General features: G+C 65.6%; 12 protein-coding genes and 1 tRNA gene. 12 read left to right on the forward strand and 1 reads right to left on the reverse strand.

Translation table 11 applies throughout. The annotated features are described in order from the left end of the window. The first annotated feature begins 116 nt into the window (after nucleotides 1-116). From AC3ERS_RS27705 to AC3ERS_RS27755, 11 genes are all read left to right on the forward strand, one after another. A complete protein-coding gene (locus AC3ERS_RS27705) occupies nucleotides 117-1,076 on the forward strand; it encodes a siderophore-interacting protein (protein WP_431971035.1) in 960 nt (319 codons plus the stop codon). Between the two features lie 136 nt (nucleotides 1,077-1,212). Beyond that, nucleotides 1,213-2,034, forward strand: coding sequence for an SDR family oxidoreductase (locus AC3ERS_RS27710; RefSeq protein WP_431971036.1), 822 nt, complete (start codon nucleotides 1,213-1,215; stop codon nucleotides 2,032-2,034). A gap of 159 nt (nucleotides 2,035-2,193) precedes the next feature. Next, entirely contained in the window at nucleotides 2,194-3,186 is a 993-nt protein-coding gene (locus tag AC3ERS_RS27715; protein WP_431971037.1) for an isochorismate synthase, read from the forward strand. 57 nt (nucleotides 3,187-3,243) lie between these two features. After that, nucleotides 3,244-3,927, forward strand: coding sequence for an isochorismatase family protein (locus AC3ERS_RS27720; RefSeq protein ID WP_431971038.1), 684 nt, complete (start codon nucleotides 3,244-3,246; stop codon nucleotides 3,925-3,927). Nucleotides 3,928-4,042: 115 nt separating this feature from the next. Beyond that, nucleotides 4,043-5,563: an ABC transporter transmembrane domain-containing protein gene (locus tag AC3ERS_RS27725; RefSeq protein WP_431971136.1), complete on the forward strand. Its 1,521-nt coding sequence runs from the start codon at nucleotides 4,043-4,045 to the stop codon at nucleotides 5,561-5,563. Beyond that, nucleotides 5,560-7,446, forward strand: coding sequence for an ABC transporter ATP-binding protein (locus tag AC3ERS_RS27730; RefSeq protein ID WP_431971039.1), 1,887 nt, complete (start codon nucleotides 5,560-5,562; stop codon nucleotides 7,444-7,446). Before AC3ERS_RS27725 ends, AC3ERS_RS27730 begins: the two co-directional genes overlap by 4 nt. After that, nucleotides 7,443-9,515, forward strand: a complete 2,073-nt coding sequence (locus AC3ERS_RS27735) for a PhoX family protein (protein WP_431971040.1) — start codon at nucleotides 7,443-7,445, stop codon at nucleotides 9,513-9,515. The genes AC3ERS_RS27730 and AC3ERS_RS27735 overlap by 4 nt, the downstream gene beginning before the upstream one ends. A 178-nt stretch (nucleotides 9,516-9,693) precedes the next feature. Then, nucleotides 9,694-11,319, forward strand: a complete 1,626-nt coding sequence (locus AC3ERS_RS27740; protein ID WP_431971041.1) for a (2,3-dihydroxybenzoyl)adenylate synthase — start codon at nucleotides 9,694-9,696, stop codon at nucleotides 11,317-11,319. A gap of 79 nt (nucleotides 11,320-11,398) precedes the next feature. Continuing rightward, nucleotides 11,399-11,617, forward strand: coding sequence for a phosphopantetheine-binding protein (locus tag AC3ERS_RS27745; RefSeq protein WP_431971042.1), 219 nt, complete (start codon nucleotides 11,399-11,401; stop codon nucleotides 11,615-11,617). Between the two features lie 24 nt (nucleotides 11,618-11,641). Next, the gene (locus tag AC3ERS_RS27750) at nucleotides 11,642-13,150 is read left to right on the forward strand and encodes a tryptophan 7-halogenase (protein WP_431971043.1); all 1,509 of its coding nucleotides are present in this window, start codon (nucleotides 11,642-11,644) and stop codon (nucleotides 13,148-13,150) included. A gap of 201 nt (nucleotides 13,151-13,351) precedes the next feature. Next, nucleotides 13,352-14,680: a cation:proton antiporter gene (locus AC3ERS_RS27755; protein WP_431971044.1), complete on the forward strand. Its 1,329-nt coding sequence runs from the start codon at nucleotides 13,352-13,354 to the stop codon at nucleotides 14,678-14,680. A 1,231-nt stretch (nucleotides 14,681-15,911) separates the two neighbouring features. Here AC3ERS_RS27755 and AC3ERS_RS27760 read toward each other — a convergent pair. Continuing rightward, a tRNA-Ala gene (locus AC3ERS_RS27760) sits at nucleotides 15,912-15,984 on the reverse strand. A 122-nt stretch (nucleotides 15,985-16,106) separates the two neighbouring features. On the opposite strand from AC3ERS_RS27760, the gene AC3ERS_RS27765 reads away from it, so the two are divergent. After that, nucleotides 16,107-17,579 (forward strand): DUF222 domain-containing protein, encoded by a 1,473-nt coding sequence (locus AC3ERS_RS27765; protein ID WP_431971045.1) that lies wholly within the window; start codon nucleotides 16,107-16,109, stop codon nucleotides 17,577-17,579. The last annotated feature ends 11 nt before the right edge of the window (nucleotides 17,580-17,590 follow it).

Here is a 17,590-nt window from a genome sequence, read left to right on the forward strand (position 1 = left end):
ACCTCGTTGAAGTGTTTGTGCGCCATGTACTGCGATGACCAGGAATCGAGTGGTCGCGGTGCCGTAGCCGGTTCCGACCCGATTTCGTTCGTCCCCGGCGACGGATCACCCGGATCGTGCCGGTCGAACCAGGTACACCACGCGCTGACCGGCGTTCTGTTCGCGCGGTTGCCGTCGGGCCGAGGGAGCAACGCGGCTTCCCGGTCTGGCACGCCGTAATCGAAAGAGGAGAATCCCTGATGGATCGTGCTGCCTATGCCGAGCGTATCGCCGAGGTGCTCTCGGGTACGCACGGTGCGAAGGTCGGCTATCCGATCGGATTGTGCACAGTGGAGGTGCTCCGCACCGCGCCCGTGGGCTCGGGCCTGATACGTATCACCTTCGGTGGCGAGGAACTCGACGGATTCCACAGCTACGTGCCCGATGAGCATGTGCGCCTGGTGTTTCCTGACGAGGAAGGCGTCCTGCACCTACCCCGCAAGGACGGCCTCGTCTTGCACTGGGGCACCCCACGACCGGTGACGCGCGACTACACGGTGCGCCGGTTCGACGCAGTCTCTCGCGAGATGGACATCGATGTCGCAGTTCATCCTGGAGGCCTGGCCTCGGAATGGGCGCTGCGAACCGAACCTGGCGCCCGCGTGCATATCGCCGGCCCCGTCGGCGGTCTCGTGGTGCCCAAGACATACGACAAGTACCTGCTCGCCGGCGATATCACCGCGTTGCCTGCCATCGCCCGCTGGCTGGAGTGGCTGCCGCGAGAGGCTTCTGGCTGGGCATTCATCGAAGTCGCGCATCGTAGTGAACAGGTCCCGCTGGAGGCACCCGACGATCTCGAAGTCCGCTGGGTGCACCGCGGCCACTCGGGGCCAGGGGCCGACGGCACCTTCGAGAAGCTGGTCCGCAGTGTCGAAATAGAGTCCGATCAGCGGGTCTATATCTGGATCGCCGGAGAATCCGGCGCGATCAGGCCCCTCCGTCGATGGGTGCGGATCGAGCTCGGCCTCGACCCGCAGGATTGCCTGATCACCGGCTACTGGCGTCATGGCGTGGCCGGAAACGACCAGGACGAGTGAACTCGATGGCACACCACCAGGCGATGACACCCCGGCCGGGAAAGCTCGGACCCTGCAGCACGCGGACGCGGTCCGTGACGATGTTTCCAGCGACCAACGCGGCAGCCGTGCCCGTCGTCACGTCAGGCAATGACCTATGACCAGCGTCGGCAAGCCGGTCGTTGTCATCACTGGCGCTGCCGCCGGGATCGGAGCGGCCATTGCGTCTGCACTTGCGCCTGACGCACGGGCGGTGGCACTGTGGGATCGATCCGCCGACGTGCATCGCGTAGCCCGCGAACTCGGCGGTACCACAACCACTTCCATCGTCTCGGGCGAGGTGGACGTCACCGATGGTGCGGCGGTCTCGGAGTCGTTCGACCGATTGAGCGTCGAATTCGGACTCGCAGACGTGGTTGTCCACGCCGCTGGAATCATGCTGCCTGGTGCGGCATTGGACACCTCCGCCGAGGACTGGACCCGCAGCCTCGCGGTCAACGCCACCGGCACTATGAACGTTGCCCAGCGCGCGGCCCGGGACATGGTCGCGGCAGGACACGGCTCGATCGTTGTCGTCTCCTCCAACGCCGCCACCACTCCCCGTGTCGGCATGGCTGCATATTCCGCATCGAAGGCCGCCGCGACAGCTTTCACCCGTGCCCTGGCGCTGCAGGTCGCCCCGTACGGCGTTCGCGTCAACCTCGTCTCGCCTGGCTCCACCGACACCGCGATGCTCCGCGGCCTCTACACCACACGCGGGACCGAGAGCTCACATGTCGGGGAACCGCGGCTCCCCGACAGTGCGCTCGCGGCCCTGATCGACGGCGATCCCGACTCCTATCGACTTGGAATTCCCCTGCGGCGCATAGCTGTTCCTGCTGATATCGCCGCGGCTGTCCGTTTCTTGGTCTCCGACGACGCCCGCCACATCACCATGCACGATCTGCGGGTCGACGGCGGGGCAACCCTCGATATGTGATGCGAGAGGATGATCGACATTTCCGACAATCGCGCTGGCCGTGTACGGCCTACCTTCGTCCTGGCTCGGCCGCACCGAACAGTGATCGCGCACGGCCGAGGACAGCGGTTCACCTCCGCAGCCGACGCCGCAGCGCACCTACGCAACGGACAGGTCGACATGATCGTCGGCGCACTGCCGTTCGCGCCCGACGAACCGGCCGCGCTGTGGGCGCCCGATCGAGTGTCTGTCACTGGCGAGAGATACCGACCAGCAACATCGACGACATTGCCACGCTTCGAGTTCGACGATGCCGTCCCGACCCCGGACGAACATCTCCGACGAGTCGCAACAGCTGTAGGGCTGCTGCGCGACGAGATTGATTCGCTGCGAAAGGTGGTGTTGGCCAGGGCAATCCGTGCCCGCGCAGAACAACCGGTCGAAGCCGTCGAGGTTCTGGATCAGTTGGTATCCACCGATCCGGCGGGCAATGGGTTCCTCGTTGACCTGTCTGCGGCGGGTGGCCTCTACCACGGCAAACACCTGGTCGGCGCCAGCCCCGAAATGCTGATCAATCGAGACGGTCCTGCGGTGGTCAGTCACCCTCTCGCCGGTTCAGCCAGCCGCGGAACCGATCCCGATGCTGACCGAGTCGCCGCGGAGGCTCTCCTCGGCTCCGCCAAAGACCTGCAGGAGCACCGGTACGTGGTCGACCAGGTCGGGGATCTGCTGCGAAAGGTCTGTGGCAACGTCGATGTTTCCGGCCCGAGCCTGACCGCCACACCGAATATGTGGCATCTCGGCACGGCGATCACGGCGATGGTCGCGGGCACCGGCCCTTCGGCGTTGGAGCTGGCTGCGGCGTTGCATCCTACCCCCGCTGTCTGTGGAACTCCGACGACACAGGCCGCCCGTCTCATCGCCGCGCTGGAGGGCAACCGCGGGTTCTACGCAGGTGCTGTGGGGTGGTGCGACAGCGACGGAAACGGTGAATGGATGGTCAGCATCCGCTGCACCGAACTGTCCTCCGACCGTCGAGAACTGGTGGCCTACGCCGGCGGCGGAATCGTCGCCGAATCCGATCCGCATGCCGAATTGGCAGAAACCACAGCCAAATTCGCGCGCGTGCTCAGGCCCCTCGGGATCGCCGATGCTCCCGTGGCTGTCACTTGATTGAGCCCTACGTGCCCGCCGACGCCATCGAACTCACCCTCATCCGGAAGGCACACCATGCCAATTCCCCCGATCGCCCCGTACACGCTGCCTACCGCCAAGGAGGTAGTCGCCAACCAAGTCCCCTGGAGGATCGACCCCGCCCGCTGTGCGCTGCTTATCCATGACATGCAGCGCTACTTCATCTCGGCCTACGACAGCACCGCGGATCCGATGCGGACCGTGCTGGTCAACCTCGCCGCACTCCTACAGCGCTGCCGAGAGCTGAGCATTCCCGTCATCTACACGATGCAACCCGGCAACCAGCACCCCTCTCGCCGTGGCATCCTCGCTGACTTCTGGGGCACTGGCATGACCCTCGGACTCGACACCGAAGTGGTCCCCGAACTGGCTCCCTCCACCAGAGACATTCAGGTGACCAAGTGGCGTTACTCCGCCTTCCAACGCACCGACCTCCGGGATCTGCTCGCCTTCTACAACCGCGACCAGCTCGTGGTCACCGGCGTCTACGCCCACATGGGCTGCATGCTCAGCACTGCTGAAGCGTTCATGAGCGACATTCGCCCGTTCATGGTCCTCGACGCCACAGCCGATTTCACGCGCGACGAACACCTGATGGCACTGAACTACACCGCGCGCCGCTGCGGTGCCGTCCTGTCCACGGCCGTGCTGCTCGACCAGCTGACCGCCGATTCGGACACAGCGACCCGTCGCGGCGATACCGGGGCCTACGTCGGCTGACATGAACGAACAGAACCGAAGCCGAGAGAACTCCGTCATCGACCTCCCCCGTGTCGATGCGTCGACCACTCCGCAGCAGCTGCTCTGGCGAACGATGGTCGCACACCCGCAGTACATGCTCCCCGCTGTTACCTTGTCCGCGACACATCAGGTCGGGGTGATGCTGGTACCGGTGGTGGTCGGTATCGCTATCGACCACGGTGTCACCACCGGCGACAGCGGTGCGTTGATGAAATGGATCGCCGTCCTCGCCGCCGTCTTCGCCGGCCTGTCGTTCAGTTTCCGCTACGCCTCCCGGCTCGGTTGGATCGCGATGAACTTCGTCGACCATGGCCTACGCATGCGGATCTGCGACCGCGCACTGGATCCGAACGGGCTGGGCGGCAAACGCCGACTCCCAGGGGAACTTCTCGCGATCTCCTCAGGCGACACACACGCAGTGGCCAGAACGAAAGGGGTGCTGATCTACCCCATCGGCAACCTGGTGGGGATCTTTTTCGCCGCCTCGGTGTTGCTCACGATCTCCCCGCCACTGGGCATGGGAACCCTGACCGGGGCATTCGCGGTGGTCATTCTTTCCGACCGGATCGGAGGTCCGCTCTCGGCGCGGGTCGGACGCCAGCAGCGCGCGGCCGCGCTCGCGGCCGGCACTGCAGCAGACCTGATGCACGGGGTACGTGTGATCAAGGGCCTGGGCGCCGAGGACACGGCCGTTGACCGATACCGGGCCCGCTCGGACCGGGCACTCGAGGCGACCCTGCACGCCAACAGCGCCACCGCGACACTGTCGGGTACGTTGACTGCTCTCGCGGGCGCCTTCGTCGCCGGGATCGCCGTCTTCGCAGGCCTGCAAGCGGTGCACGGCAGTATCGACATCGGCGAGTTGATCACCGTTGTCGGCCTCGCCCAGTTGATCACCGAGCCGATGAAGTCCATCGCCAAACTCGCGAGCGTCATGTGGGCTTCCGGCAAGGCATCAGCATCTCGTGTCCTCTCGGTGCTGCAGGCACCCACCCTCCTCGAAGGTCAAGGTGACCGCCCGTACGTTCCGGGCCCGCTGGTGCTGCGGCTTGGCGACGCCGATATCGAAGTGCGGCCGGGGACACTGACCGTGCTGGATCGGCCCTCGAGTCAAGCCGTTACCGCGACGTCGGCGCTGGCGTTGAGTGTTGCTTGTGCCCACGGGATCGCGAGGATCGGCGACACGGACGTGCGCGACCTGGCACCCGAGCAGCTGCGACAGTCCGTTCTCGTGGCCCCGCACGTCGGCGATCTGTTCGAAGGGACCGTCCTCGAGAACGTCGAATTGGGCGCCCGATCCGAGCGGGGAGTCAGCGCCGAGGCTGCGCTGCTCGCCGCAGGGCTCGATGACCTTGTTGCAGACGATGGGCTCAACACCCAGGTCGGTGACGCCGGAACTGCGCTGTCCGGCGGACAACGTCAGCGTGTCGCACTGGCTCGCGCCTTGTACGCAGATCCCGATGTCCTGGTCCTCGACAACCCCACCACAGCCGTGGACTCGGTCACCGAAGCTGTCGTCGTCGCCCGTGTGGCTAAGCTTCGCGCGGGCCGCACCACACTCGTGTTCACCGGTTCTCCTGCATGGCATGCTGCGGCCGAGAGGGTGGGCTCGTGAGTACGGTCGTCACCGAAACCATTCATGTATCGCAGGCGACCGCCACTACGGCCGAGACCTCGCAACTACAGCTGACTGTCGCTTCCGGGCGCGAGGTCCGCGCTAGCGTCCTCGACGCAGCCCGCCCATATCTGCCGCGGATCGTCCTCGCGGTGATTCTGTTGATCGGTGGTGCGACGGCTGCCCTGGCAACGCCGCGCCTCATGGGCGCGATCGTCGATCTGGTCAGCAACGGTGATCGGCTCATCGTATGGACCAGTACCACCGCGGTCTGGTGGGCGGGCGGACTCATGGTCGCGGCCACTGCCGCTTCTGCACTGCTCACGTCGTTCGGATTCATTCTGATGGCGGGTGCGGTGGACCGTGTCATCGCGCGGTTACGCGAACGTGTCATCGATAGCGGCATGCATCTGCCACTGGCCCGGCTGGAACGGGTCGGGGCCGGTGATCTCATCGCCAGGACCACCGATGACGTCACAATGCTGACCCAGACCGTGTCCGAGGTGCTTCCTGCGGTCACCGGCGCCGGATTCGCCGTGGCCGTCACCCTCGTCGGCATGGCCGCGCTGGATTGGCGATTCCTCCTGGTCGGGGTGGCACTACTGCCGGTCTACGCCTTCGCGCTACACAGATATCGTCGCTCGGCGCCTGCGCAGTATCTCGAGGAACGCCGTCGCCGGGGCCGGCGGGCAGCCGAGTTGCTGGCCTCGTTGCGCGGATTGTCGTCCGTACGTGCGTTCGCGCTACAGCCCGACCGGAGGGCTCGCATCGGCGACCACTCATGGGCTGTGGTCCGGCTGTCCATCACGATCAGGATCCTCAACAACCGGCTGTTCGGGCGGGTCAACTTCGCCGAGTGGCTCGGGATGACGTTACTGCTCGTGATCGGGTTTCACCTCGTGCGTGACGGTGCGGTGTCGGTCGGGACCGTTACTGCGGCGACACTGTATTTCCTTCGGTTATTCGGTCCGATCGGACAGCTCCTGCTGGTCGTGGACCCGATCTCGTCGGCGTCGGCGTCGCTGCGCCGGATGATCGGGGTGATCATCGAGACCACCCAGGTGCCGGTATCGGGCGCACCGGAGCACCATCGGCAATCCGAACCCGGCCCGGCACACGGCCGTCTTCGCGCCACGAATATCGGTTTCTCCTACGGGGATCGTGCGGTGCTCGCCGAGGTGAGCGTCGACGTCGCGGCCGGGCAGACACTGGCGGTCGTGGGCGTGTCCGGTGCCGGGAAGTCGACGCTTGCCGCTGTCCTTGCCGGTCTGCGTCCGCCCGCATCGGGCGATGTCCGCTTGGGCGGTACCGACATCGCAGATCTCGACCCTGCGGTACGAGCGCGGCTGATCTGCATGGTCACCCAGGACGTACATGTCTTCTCCGGCACCCTGCGCGAAGACCTGATGCTGGCCCGACCTGGAGCCACCGACGCAGAGCTCGACACGGCGCTGCGCACGGCCGGTGCCGCGGAGTGGGTCGCCGAACTCGAAGCGGGCCTGGACACCACGGTCGGGGCACAAGGCACCGCACTCACCCCGGTCCAGGCCCAGCAGGTGGCCTTGGCGCGTGTGGCACTGGTCGACCCCGCCGTCGTCGTACTCGACGAGGCGACCGCGGAAGCCGGCTCGTCCGGCGCTGCGGAGCTGGAGTCCGCCGCGTTGCGGATTACCCGTGGCCGCACCGCAATCGTGGTCGCCCATCGCCTCGACCAGGCCGCCCGCGCCGACGAGGTGATCCTCATGCGACACGGTCGGATCATCGAGCGAGGCACCCACGACCAGCTGATCGCCGCGCACGGTGAATACGCCCAGCTGTGGAGCGCGTGGTCGGCCGGACGTAGCCAGCCGGTCCGGGGCAAGGCCGAGGAGGGCGCCCAGTGAGCGCTCCCTTCGACTCGGCCACACACGGGCTCCCGCTGTTCGTGCGCCATCCCGGCCAGGGCTCGCGTCAGGCCTTGACATGCGAATACCGGTGCGGCAACGCGTGCTTCCATGCGCCGCCGAACACCACCACCAACGCCTACTCCGGTGACATGGTGCGCTCGCCGAACCGCCGCGGATTCCTCCGAGCCGGCGCGGCATTGCTCGCCGTCGGGGCAGGGATGACGGTCGCCGCGTGCGGCGACGGTGCGAGTGAGCCGGCGACGCGCCCGGTCGGCGACGGAACAGGCACCCGCTTCCCACCGGTGGCACCCAACTCCGAGGACGCGATCATCATCCCCGCAGGCTATGAGCTGGCGGTCGTCATTCGTTGGGGTGACGCTCTTTTCGACGACGCGCCAGCATTCGACTTCGAGAACCAGAGCGCAGCCGCGCAGGCCCGCCAGTTCGGCTACAACTGCGATTTCGCTGCCCTGTTGCCGATCGAGGGACAGCCGCATTCCTACCTGCTCGTGGTCAACCACGAGTACACCACCGGCCCGAACATGTTCCGCGGCTACGACACCCACGCCATCACCGATGAGCAGATTGCCATCACCAAGGCCGCACACGGACTGTCCATTGTCGAAGTGGCCGGCGAGGCCGACTCCGGACGATTTACTCCGGTGTTCGGCAAGTACAACCGCCGAATCACCGCCGATACCGAGTTCGCATTGATCGGGCCCGCTGCGGCCAGCGAGTACACCACAACCTCCGCCGACCCGACCGGCACCGCGATACTGGGAACCTTCGCCAACTGCCCGGTAGGATTAACCCTTTGGGGCACAGTGCTTTCCGGCGGAGAAAACGTCAACGGGTACTTCGCGAACAGCGACAAGCTCAGCGATCCCACCAGCAGAAGCCGCGCCAACCGCTACGGCTTCCCGCGCGGTGCCACCACCTCCTACGGCTGGGGACGCACAGCAGAACGATTCGACCTGGCACAGGAACCCAACGAGGCCAATCGATTTGGCTATGTCGTCGAGATCGACCCCTGGGATTCCACCTCGACGCCCGTCAAGCACTCGGCCATGGGTCGCATCAAACACGAGGGCGCCAATGTCTACGTCACAGCGGTATGTGATGTCGTTGCTTACACTGGCGACGACCAGATGTTCGACTACATCTACAAATTCGTCTCCGCACGCAGAATCGAAGCCGGGGGCACCGCAGCGAGTCGTCGCAAGAACATAACCATCCTCGATGAAGGCACCCTCTATGTCGCCGAGCTTTCCGGTGACAAGCACGGCACAGTGCACGGCACCGGCGTCGCACCGTCCGAGCGCGGCTTCACCGGTACGGGCCGGTGGATTCCCCTATTGGAATCTTTCCCCGACGGTACGGGCAGGTCGTTCGTCGAGGGCATGTCGGCAGCCGAAGTGGCGGTGTTCACTCGCGTGGCCGCGGACAAGGTCGGTGCCACCAAGATGGACCGCCCCGAGGACATCGAACCCCACCCGCACACCGGCAGGATCTATGTCGCGCTGACCAACAACCCCGCCCGCGGCGCCGACGGCAAACCCGGTGTGGACGCGGCCAATCCGCGCACGCGGAACAAGATCGGCCAGGTCCTCGAAATCGACGACCAGCACACCGGCACGCAGTTCACCTGGTCGTTGCTTTTGGTCTGCGGCGATCCAGCGGCCGCTGACACCTACTACGGCGGGTTTGACAAGTCCCGGGTCAGCCCGATCTCATGTCCGGACAACTTGGCGTTAGACCCGTACGGCAACCTGTGGATCGCCACCGACGGTAACGCTCTCGAGTCCAATGACGGCTTGTTCTCCGTGGTGTTGGAGGGACCGAATCGTGGGGAGACCAGACAGTTCTTGACGGTGCCTCCCGGCGCCGAGACCTGCGGGCCCATCGTGACCGAACAACGCGTCATCGTATGCGTGCAGCATCCGGGCGAGTTCGATGAGGCGACCGTGGAGGTTCCGCGGTCGCATTGGACTGACGGCGGAAACGCCCAGCCGCGCCCTTCGGTCGCCTCGATCTGGAAGACAGGAGGAGGCCGAATCGGGATCTGAGGCGCCGCCGTACCGACGCCCACGGCCCGGCATGTGCCGGGCAGCCCGTGAGCAGGATTCTAAATCTGTTGTCGCAGTAGATAATTTGTTCACCGATCAAAAACAATAATCAACGCTGCCCCAGTGTCGAGACGGTCTCGCCTCACACTTCGATCGGCGGTAATTCATGGGGGAAATCATGACCAACGAAGCGGCGACCGACCACGTCCCGTGGCCCGAGGAAACAGCCGAGCACTACCGTGCGACCGGCTGCTGGGCAGGCCTCACATTCGGGCGGATGTTGAGCATGCGCGCCGCCGAACACCCAGATCGACTCGCTGCGCGCGACCCGGTTCGTGACATCACCTACGGCGCACTCGACGCCGCCGCGTCCTCGCTGGCGGCTGGCCTGGACGCGCTCGGACTGCGGGCCGGCGACCGTGTCGTGTTCCAACTTCCCAACACGGTCGAGTTCGTCGAAGTCCTGTTCGCGCTCTTCCGGCTCGGCGTCGTACCGGTCATGGCGCTCCCGGCACACCGGCACACCGAACTCGCCGCGCTCTCCGACGCAAGTGGCGCGGTCGCCATCATCGTTGCCCACGACACCGCCGGGTATGCCTCGCAAGCCCTCGCCCACAGAATCCGTCGTGAGGTGCCGACGGTCCGACACGTGATCACTGTAGGCTCGGCCGGCGCCCACGCTGCAGCGCAGACCGACCTGTCCGACCTGCGCCGGGCACCGAGGCCCTGCCACCATGAACCGACTGCCGATGCCGTGGCCCTGCTCATGCTGTCCGGTGGCAGCACCGGAACTCCCAAACTGATCCCACGCACCCATGACGACTACCTCTACAGCGTCCGGCGCAGCGCCGAAGTCTGCCAGCTCGGGCCCTTGAGTGTCTATCTGGCCGTGCTGCCTGCAGCGCACAACTTCACATTGAGCTCGCCCGGCATCCTGGGGACCCTGTGGGCAGGCGGCACCGTCGCGCTGACGGCCGATCCATCGCCCAGTGGCGCGCTGTCGTTCGCGAGCCGCACCGCGGCGACCATGACGGCGCTGGTACCGCCACTGGCGCGGCTGTGGGCCGATACCGCCGAACAGACCGGGCAGGTGGAGGGTGCCCTCACCGTAGTCCAGGTCGGCGGCGCGCGATGCTCCACCGAGCTCGCCACCCGAATCCGCAGCGTGCTCGGAGTGCAAATTCAGCAGGTATTCGGGATGGCGGAGGGACTCGTCTGCTACACCGCGCTGGACGGACCGGACGACATCGTGCTCAACACCCAAGGCAGACCGATGTCTCCCCTCGATGAGGTGCGCGTCGTAGACGACCTGGACGTACCCGTCGATCCGGGGACCCCCGGCCACCTCATGACCAGAGGCCCGTACACGATCCGTGGCTACTTCCGAAATCCCGAAGCCAATCGTCGGTCCTTCACAACCGACGGCTGGTACCGCACCGGCGACATCGTTAGCGTCAGCCCGGCGGGGGACCTCACCGTCCACGGTCGCACGAGCGACGTCATCAACCGCGGGGGCGAGAAGGTCTCCCCTGCCGAACTCGAACGTCAACTGCTCCAGCACCCAGCTGTTGGCGATGCCATCGCCGTAGGCCTGCCAGACGACACACTCGGCGAGCGCACCTGCGTCTTTATCGTGCCAGCCGGGCCAGACGAACCCTCCCTTCGGGAGCTGCGAGCCTTCGCACGGCAGACCGGGTTGGCCGATTGGAAACTGCCTGATGAAGTGCGAATAGTCACCGACTTCCCCAAGACGAGCGTCGGTAAAGACAGCAGGGCCGCGCTTCGAAATGCGTTGCGCGGCTAAAGGAAACTCATCCACCACAAATGTCAACCATTACCAAGAACAGGGGGTCCTCATGCCTGCAGTTATTTCCCGTGAACAAGTGACCGCGGATGTCGCATCCGCGCTCGGTGTCCCGCCCGAAGAAATATCCGACGACACGAACCTCGTGGACGCCGGCCTTGATTCGATCCGCTTGATGCAGCTGGTCGAGAAATGGCGGGCGGAAGGATCCGAGAACGCGGACTTCGTGACGCTCGCGGGGACACCGACGCTCGGCGCGTGGATCGCCGCGATCGTCGGACCATGGACAACCGATTAGTTCCAGATGGAGGGGTACACGGCAATGGCAACACACGAAGAACAGGTCGACGTCGTCGTAGTGGGCGGGGGCCCCGGCGGCTCGACAGCGGCCACTCTGCTGGCACGTCGCGGGAGACGAGTAATCCTGCTGGAGAAAGAGAGATTCCCCCGCTATCAAATCGGCGAGTCCTTGCTACCGGCTACCGTGCACGGTGTATGCAAACTCCTCGGCGTGGAGCAGGAGATCGCCGAAGCCGGCTTCATGAACAAACGTGGAGGAAGCTTCCGATGGGGCACCAATCCGGTGCCATGGAATTTCCTGTTCTCCATTTCTCCGGAGTTCTCCGGCCCGACCTCGAACGCCTACCAGGTCGAGCGTGCGAAGTTCGATGAGATCCTACTCAAGAACGCCGCCCGGCACGGTGTGGACGTGCGCGAAGAATGCGAAACAACCGGCGTTCTCGACGACGGTGGCGTCGTGCGTGGCGTTACCTACCGCGACAAGGACGGCACGCAGCACGCGGTATCAGCCACGTATGTGGTCGATGCCTCCGGGAACCGCAGCCGCCTGTGGCAGACCACCGGAGGCGAACGGAAGTACTCCGAACATTTTCAGAACATCGCGCTCTTCGGATACTTCAATGGAGGCGACCGGCTACCCTCGCCCAACAGCGGAAACATCCTCTGCGAGGCGTTCGACGAGGGCTGGATGTGGTACATCCCGCTCACCGATGATCTCACCAGTGTCGGTGCGGTGATCAGCCGCGAGCACGCAGCCAAGCTTCAGGGCGACCAGGAGAAGGCCCTCCACGGCTTCATCGACAAGACCAGCTACGTACGCAACATGTTGACCTCGGCCAAACGCGTCGACGATGACAGCATCTACGGCGAGATCCGCACCCGCAAAGACTATTCGTACGCCAACACGCGCTTCCACGCGCCCGGCATCGTGCTGGTCGGCGACGCTGCATGTTTCATCGACCCGGTGTTCTCCACCGGCGTTCACCTGGCCACCTACTCGGCCGTGCTCGCGGCGCGTTCGATCAACAGCGTGTTCGACGGGACAGCGAGTGCGGAGAGAGCCTTCGCCGAGTTCGAGGGACGATATCGGCGGGAGTACGCCGTGTTCTACGAGTTCCTGTCGTCGTTCTACAACATGCAACAGGCAGAGGATTCGTATTTCTGGCAGGCCAGGAGGGTCAGCAACCTCTCCGAGTCCTCGTTCGAAGCCTTCGTCTCCCTCGTCGCCGGCGGATACTCTCGCGAAGGCGTGCTCGTCGACGGTGCACAAGCAGCGGAACGATTCGCCCGCTCGTCGAAAGACATCGCCGACGCGGCCGCGAAGACCGGCGATATGGATACCGACTCGGGGCAGAGAATGGCTCACCTGTTCGGAGCCCCGGTGGTGCGTGAAGTAATGGAAGAAATGAACGCGATCCAGGCGATCATGGCCGGGCGTGGCGAGGTTCTGGAACCGCCGCTCCTCTCCGACGGTCTCGTACCGACCGCAGACGGGCTCGGGTGGACCGAGCCGACCGCCGCTTCCAGCTGACATCCGCACGTTTCGAGGGAAGGCCGCGGCCGTTGCCGGTGGCGGCCTTCCACCGAACCGCACACCACCACGACAGAGTCCGGCTCCAGCAGCAGACATGGTCCACATCGACACCGGACTCGGTCAGCTAAGAGGGGTGCGGACGATGACATGCCGTCACGTGCTTCCGCACGTCCGTGAGCAGACGACGATTGGCCAACCGTGTTCGTTCCCGTTCCCACCCTTGCCTCACACCAACTGTTGGTCTTCCTGATTCAGGTGGGTTTGCTGCTGGTGACGGCCCTGTGCCTCGGTCGACTAGCGGCCCGGTTCGGCATGCCTGCCATCGTCGGCGAACTTCTGGTCGGTGTTGTCCTGGGTCCCTCCTTGCTCGGCCACCTTGCCCCCGACCTGCAATCGTGGCTGTTTCCTGTCGACAGGGAACAAGCGCACCTGCTCGACGCGGTGGCACAGATCGGCGTCCTGCTGCTCGTCGGCATCACCGGCGCCCACCTCGACCTCGCCATGGTCCGACGACGACGCCGTTCTGCGCTGTCGGTCAGCCTCGCCGGCCTGCTGATTCCCCTGACGATGGGCATAGCGCTGGGGTACTACCTTCCGGCTCCGACCCGCCCGGACTCCGCCGACCGGATCACCTTCGCGCTCTTCCTCGGCGTCGCGATGTGCGTCAGCGCCATCCCGGTGATCGCGAAAACGCTCAGCGACATGAAGCTGCTCCATCGCGATGTCAGCCAACTGACGTTGGCGGCCGGCATGATCGACGACGCAGTGGGCTGGTTACTGCTGTCGGTGGTGGCCGCCATGGCAGCCGATGGCCTGACCCTTCTCGGGGTCGGTCTGCCCGCCCTGAACCTGGTGCTGTTCCTCCTCGCCGCGACGACACTCGGCCGTCCACTCGTCCGTTTCGCGTTCCGTCTGGCCAATCGGTCCGAGGATGCCGGGCCTTCGATTGCACTGGCGACGGCGGTCGTGCTGGGCGGCGCGGCGCTGACCCACGCACTCCAACTTGAGGCGGTGCTCGGCGCGTTCGCCGCGGGCATCCTCGTTGCGCAGTCCGGTGCGGCGGAGCCGACCCGCTTGGCGCCCCTCCGCTCTGTCGTGATGTGGGTTCTGGCACCGCTGTTCCTGGCGACGGCGGGCCTCCGCATGGACTTGACACTGTTGGCACGACCTGAGGTAGCAGTTGGCGCGCTCGCAGTACTGGCGGTGGCGATCGTCGGCAAGTTCGCCGGTGCCTTTCTCGGCGCCAGGTTGTCGAGCCTCACCACCGCAGAAGGGCTGGCGTTGGGTGCGGGGATGAATGCCCGCGGCGTCGTCGAAGTCGTGGTCGCGATGGTGGGGTTCCGGCTCGGTGTCATCGGAACAGAGGCGTACACGATCATTGTGCTCGTCGCCATCGTCACCTCGCTGATGGCTCCGCCGCTGCTGCGTTCGGCGATGAGGCGCATCGAGCACAGCGACGAGGAACATGCCCGGGAGTCCGCCCACGACCAGTGGACGCCGCGGTCCGCGCCGCCCGCCGCGGCCTGATACCGGTCCGCCAGGCGCTGTCCTCGCCTACACCCAACCCTCACCGCTCTGGACCAGCATCAGGAAGCTATTGATTTGGGACCTACCGATGACGGCGGATACTTGCACGGCGAAGAATCCCTCGAATGGGCCCGCACCTTGACCGCAAGGAAAAGCACGGGTCGCGAGATTGTCGACATCGACACTCCAGTGCGAGACTGCAGCGCTCGATGCCGACGAGCGCCCAGAACCAGGACGAGCGGCGAGAGTGGATCGTACCCGTCTCCGGCCACGTTGACATACGACGCCAATATTCACTGGCACAACCAACGAGCCGTTCCACGCGCGCCAGGTACAGCTTTCTAAGATCATCAGGGTGCCTGGTCATTCGGGCGAGGTCTATTCCGGTGGTGTAGCTGCCAAGCCATCGGTGGGTGTCCGCCGCCCCGTAGCGCTGCGGGGTGCCTGCCGCGCTGTGCGCCCAGCGGCGGGGGCGCCGCTGCGTTGTCGCGGGTTCCTACCCATCCCGGTTCCCCGGGTCGTTCTGGGCGGCACCAGAGGCAGAAGGTGCTAGTGCAGCGAGTTTGTTCGATTAGCGATGCCACCCTCAGCGGCAGGTTCGAAGAGCTGCACCAGCTTTGGGCAGGCTCGTCGTTAAACGTAGCGTGCTTTGAAGTCTCCGAGGCGTCTTCTTGGGTGCCTCGCCCAACAGCGCGGACGGGGAAATCCTGTTCTACCGGCCCGCCTGGAGCGTGCGGTTCTACGATTTCTCTACGATTTGCAGACGGGAATCGATGGGAACTCGGGGCAACGAACGAATAGCTTCGGGACTACAGAATGGCCATCTACCTGCGGCAACAAGGAAATCATGGGAAGCGCTGGGCAACGTTGGCACCCTGCGGAAACACTGTGCCGACTTCATGACCAACAAAGCCTTGAACGAAGCGCTGGGCTTCATCCCAGTCACAGGCATACTGCCCGGCAAAGACAACGGCACTGCCTGCCTACAGCGGGTATTCAGCTTCGATCATCAACCGCCTACCCGAAAACCGCAGGTCATCCCCGTTCCCATGTTCGATGTGCCCTGCCGGAGGCACGAACCTGCGACGACGGTAACCACAGCAGGTACACGACCGCCCCCATCGCACCGGCCAAACAGAATCCAGGACCCAAAACGGGGGGTAAGCGCGGGGTCAGACACAAAAAAACAGGTCAGGTCCGGTCTGAGACCGGGCCTGACCTGCTATTTCTGTGGAGCTAAGGGGACTCGAACCCCTGACCCCCACACTGCCAGTGTGGTGCGCTACCAGCTGCGCCATAGCCCCTTGGTGGGTCGCACTCGGTTTCCCTCGTGCCTGATGAAAGTTACACCACCGGCACGTCAGCAACCAAATCGCCTGGGCAAAGGGGTGGCGGGTGGGTGAACTCAACCCGTAGAATCGAACACATGTTCGAACACAATCAGCTCTCTGCGGTGGAGTTCGGGACCATGAGTGACGAGGGGTTGATCGAGGCGCTCAGGGCGGCGCACGGGGCTGCGGCCGCGGCGCAGGCGGCGGAGGTGTTCGCGGTGCGCGAGCTGTATCGGCGACACCGGGCCGCGAGCGCGGAACCCGGGCCGGGCGGGGTGCGGGCCGGGGAGTTCGCGGCGGCCGAGGCGGCGGTGGCGCTGTACGTGGACGAGGGAACGGCGGGGGCGCTGATCGATATAGGGCTCGTGCTGGAGGAGTCGCTGCCGCGGACCAGGGTGGCGTTCGCGGCGGGGCGGATCGACCTGGCGAAGGTGCGGGTAATCGTCGACAGCACGCGGGCGCTGACGAAAGAGGTCGTCGACGCGCTGGAGCCGCGCCTGCTGGAGGCGGCGGCGCGCACGAATCCCGCGCGTTTGCGGCAGGCGGCGCGGCGGTGGGCGATTCGGCTGGATCCCGCCGGTGCGCAGCGGCGCCGTGAGCGGCGGCAGGACGACCGTGACGTGCGAATTCGCGCCGTACAAGACAGCATGGCGGTGTTCGACGGACTCCTGCCCGCACCCGGCGCACAGACGGTGGCGATGCGGTTGCGGGAGATGAGCTTGCAGGTGTGCGCCGCGGATCCGAGGACGATGCCGCAGCGGCGGGCCGATGCGCTGGTCGCGCTCGCGGACGGGTCGGGGCGGCTGCGCTGCCAATGCGGCCGTGGCGAACGGTGTCCGAAGCCCGGTGCGCCCGCGCAGCCGCCGCGACGACCGCTGATCCAGATCGGGATCGCCGCGGAGACGCTGCTGGACATGCGGGAGGCGCCCGCGTTCCTGGCAGGCTACGGGCCGATCGACGCGGCGCTTGCCCGGTTGCTGGCCGAGCACGCGCGGTTCCAGGCGGTTCCCGAACATTCGGACGCCGATGCGGGCGCGACGGAAGAAGCGGCGCGGCAACGCGTCGGTCGCGAGATACGGGCGATGGACGGGATGTGCCGGTTTCCCGGGTGCACGATCCCGGCCGCGGAAGCCGAGGTGGAGCGCAGTGGCAGTGGACTCGCCGTGCTCTGTTCGCGGCATCGCCGACTGAAATCGTTGGCGGACAAGAGGAAACAGGGATGGCGGGTGTGGCGCGCCGATCGCGATCGGATGCAGTGGACCGCGCCGAACGGTGACGTGCACACCACCCTCCGAGAGGGTGCGCGGTACCTGTTCCCGCATACCGATATCGCACTGCTGGCAATAGAAGCCGCTGGCGTCCAAGCCTTTTCGAGCGTGCCGGGAACGGCCACGGTAGCCGACCGCCCGGGAAGCGTCCCGGACGAGCCGAGCCCGTTCACCGCCGATCGCCCGACCGGCGAGGACCTGCTCTACCCGCTCGACGGGCACATACCGCTGCACCGCCAGCTCAGCCGCATCGCGCCAGAGGACGACATCCCGGACGACGTCACGGCACACCAGGTCTGAGCCACGCGCGC

This window comes from Nocardia sp. bgisy134 (assembly GCF_057708325.1).

Coding starts and splice junctions, on each gene's coding strand:
- AC3ERS_RS27710 (WP_431971036.1), top strand. CDS start 1,213: ATGACCAGCGTCGGCAAGCCGGTCGTTGTCATCACTGGCGCTGCCGCC.
- AC3ERS_RS27715 (WP_431971037.1), top strand. CDS start 2,194: ATGATCGTCGGCGCACTGCCGTTCGCGCCCGACGAACCGGCCGCGCTG.
- AC3ERS_RS27720 (WP_431971038.1), top strand. CDS start 3,244: ATGCCAATTCCCCCGATCGCCCCGTACACGCTGCCTACCGCCAAGGAG.
- AC3ERS_RS27725 (WP_431971136.1), top strand. CDS start 4,043: ATGCTCCCCGCTGTTACCTTGTCCGCGACACATCAGGTCGGGGTGATG.
- AC3ERS_RS27740 (WP_431971041.1), top strand. CDS start 9,694: ATGACCAACGAAGCGGCGACCGACCACGTCCCGTGGCCCGAGGAAACA.
- AC3ERS_RS27750 (WP_431971043.1), top strand. CDS start 11,642: ATGGCAACACACGAAGAACAGGTCGACGTCGTCGTAGTGGGCGGGGGC.
- AC3ERS_RS27765 (WP_431971045.1), top strand. CDS start 16,107: ATGTTCGAACACAATCAGCTCTCTGCGGTGGAGTTCGGGACCATGAGT.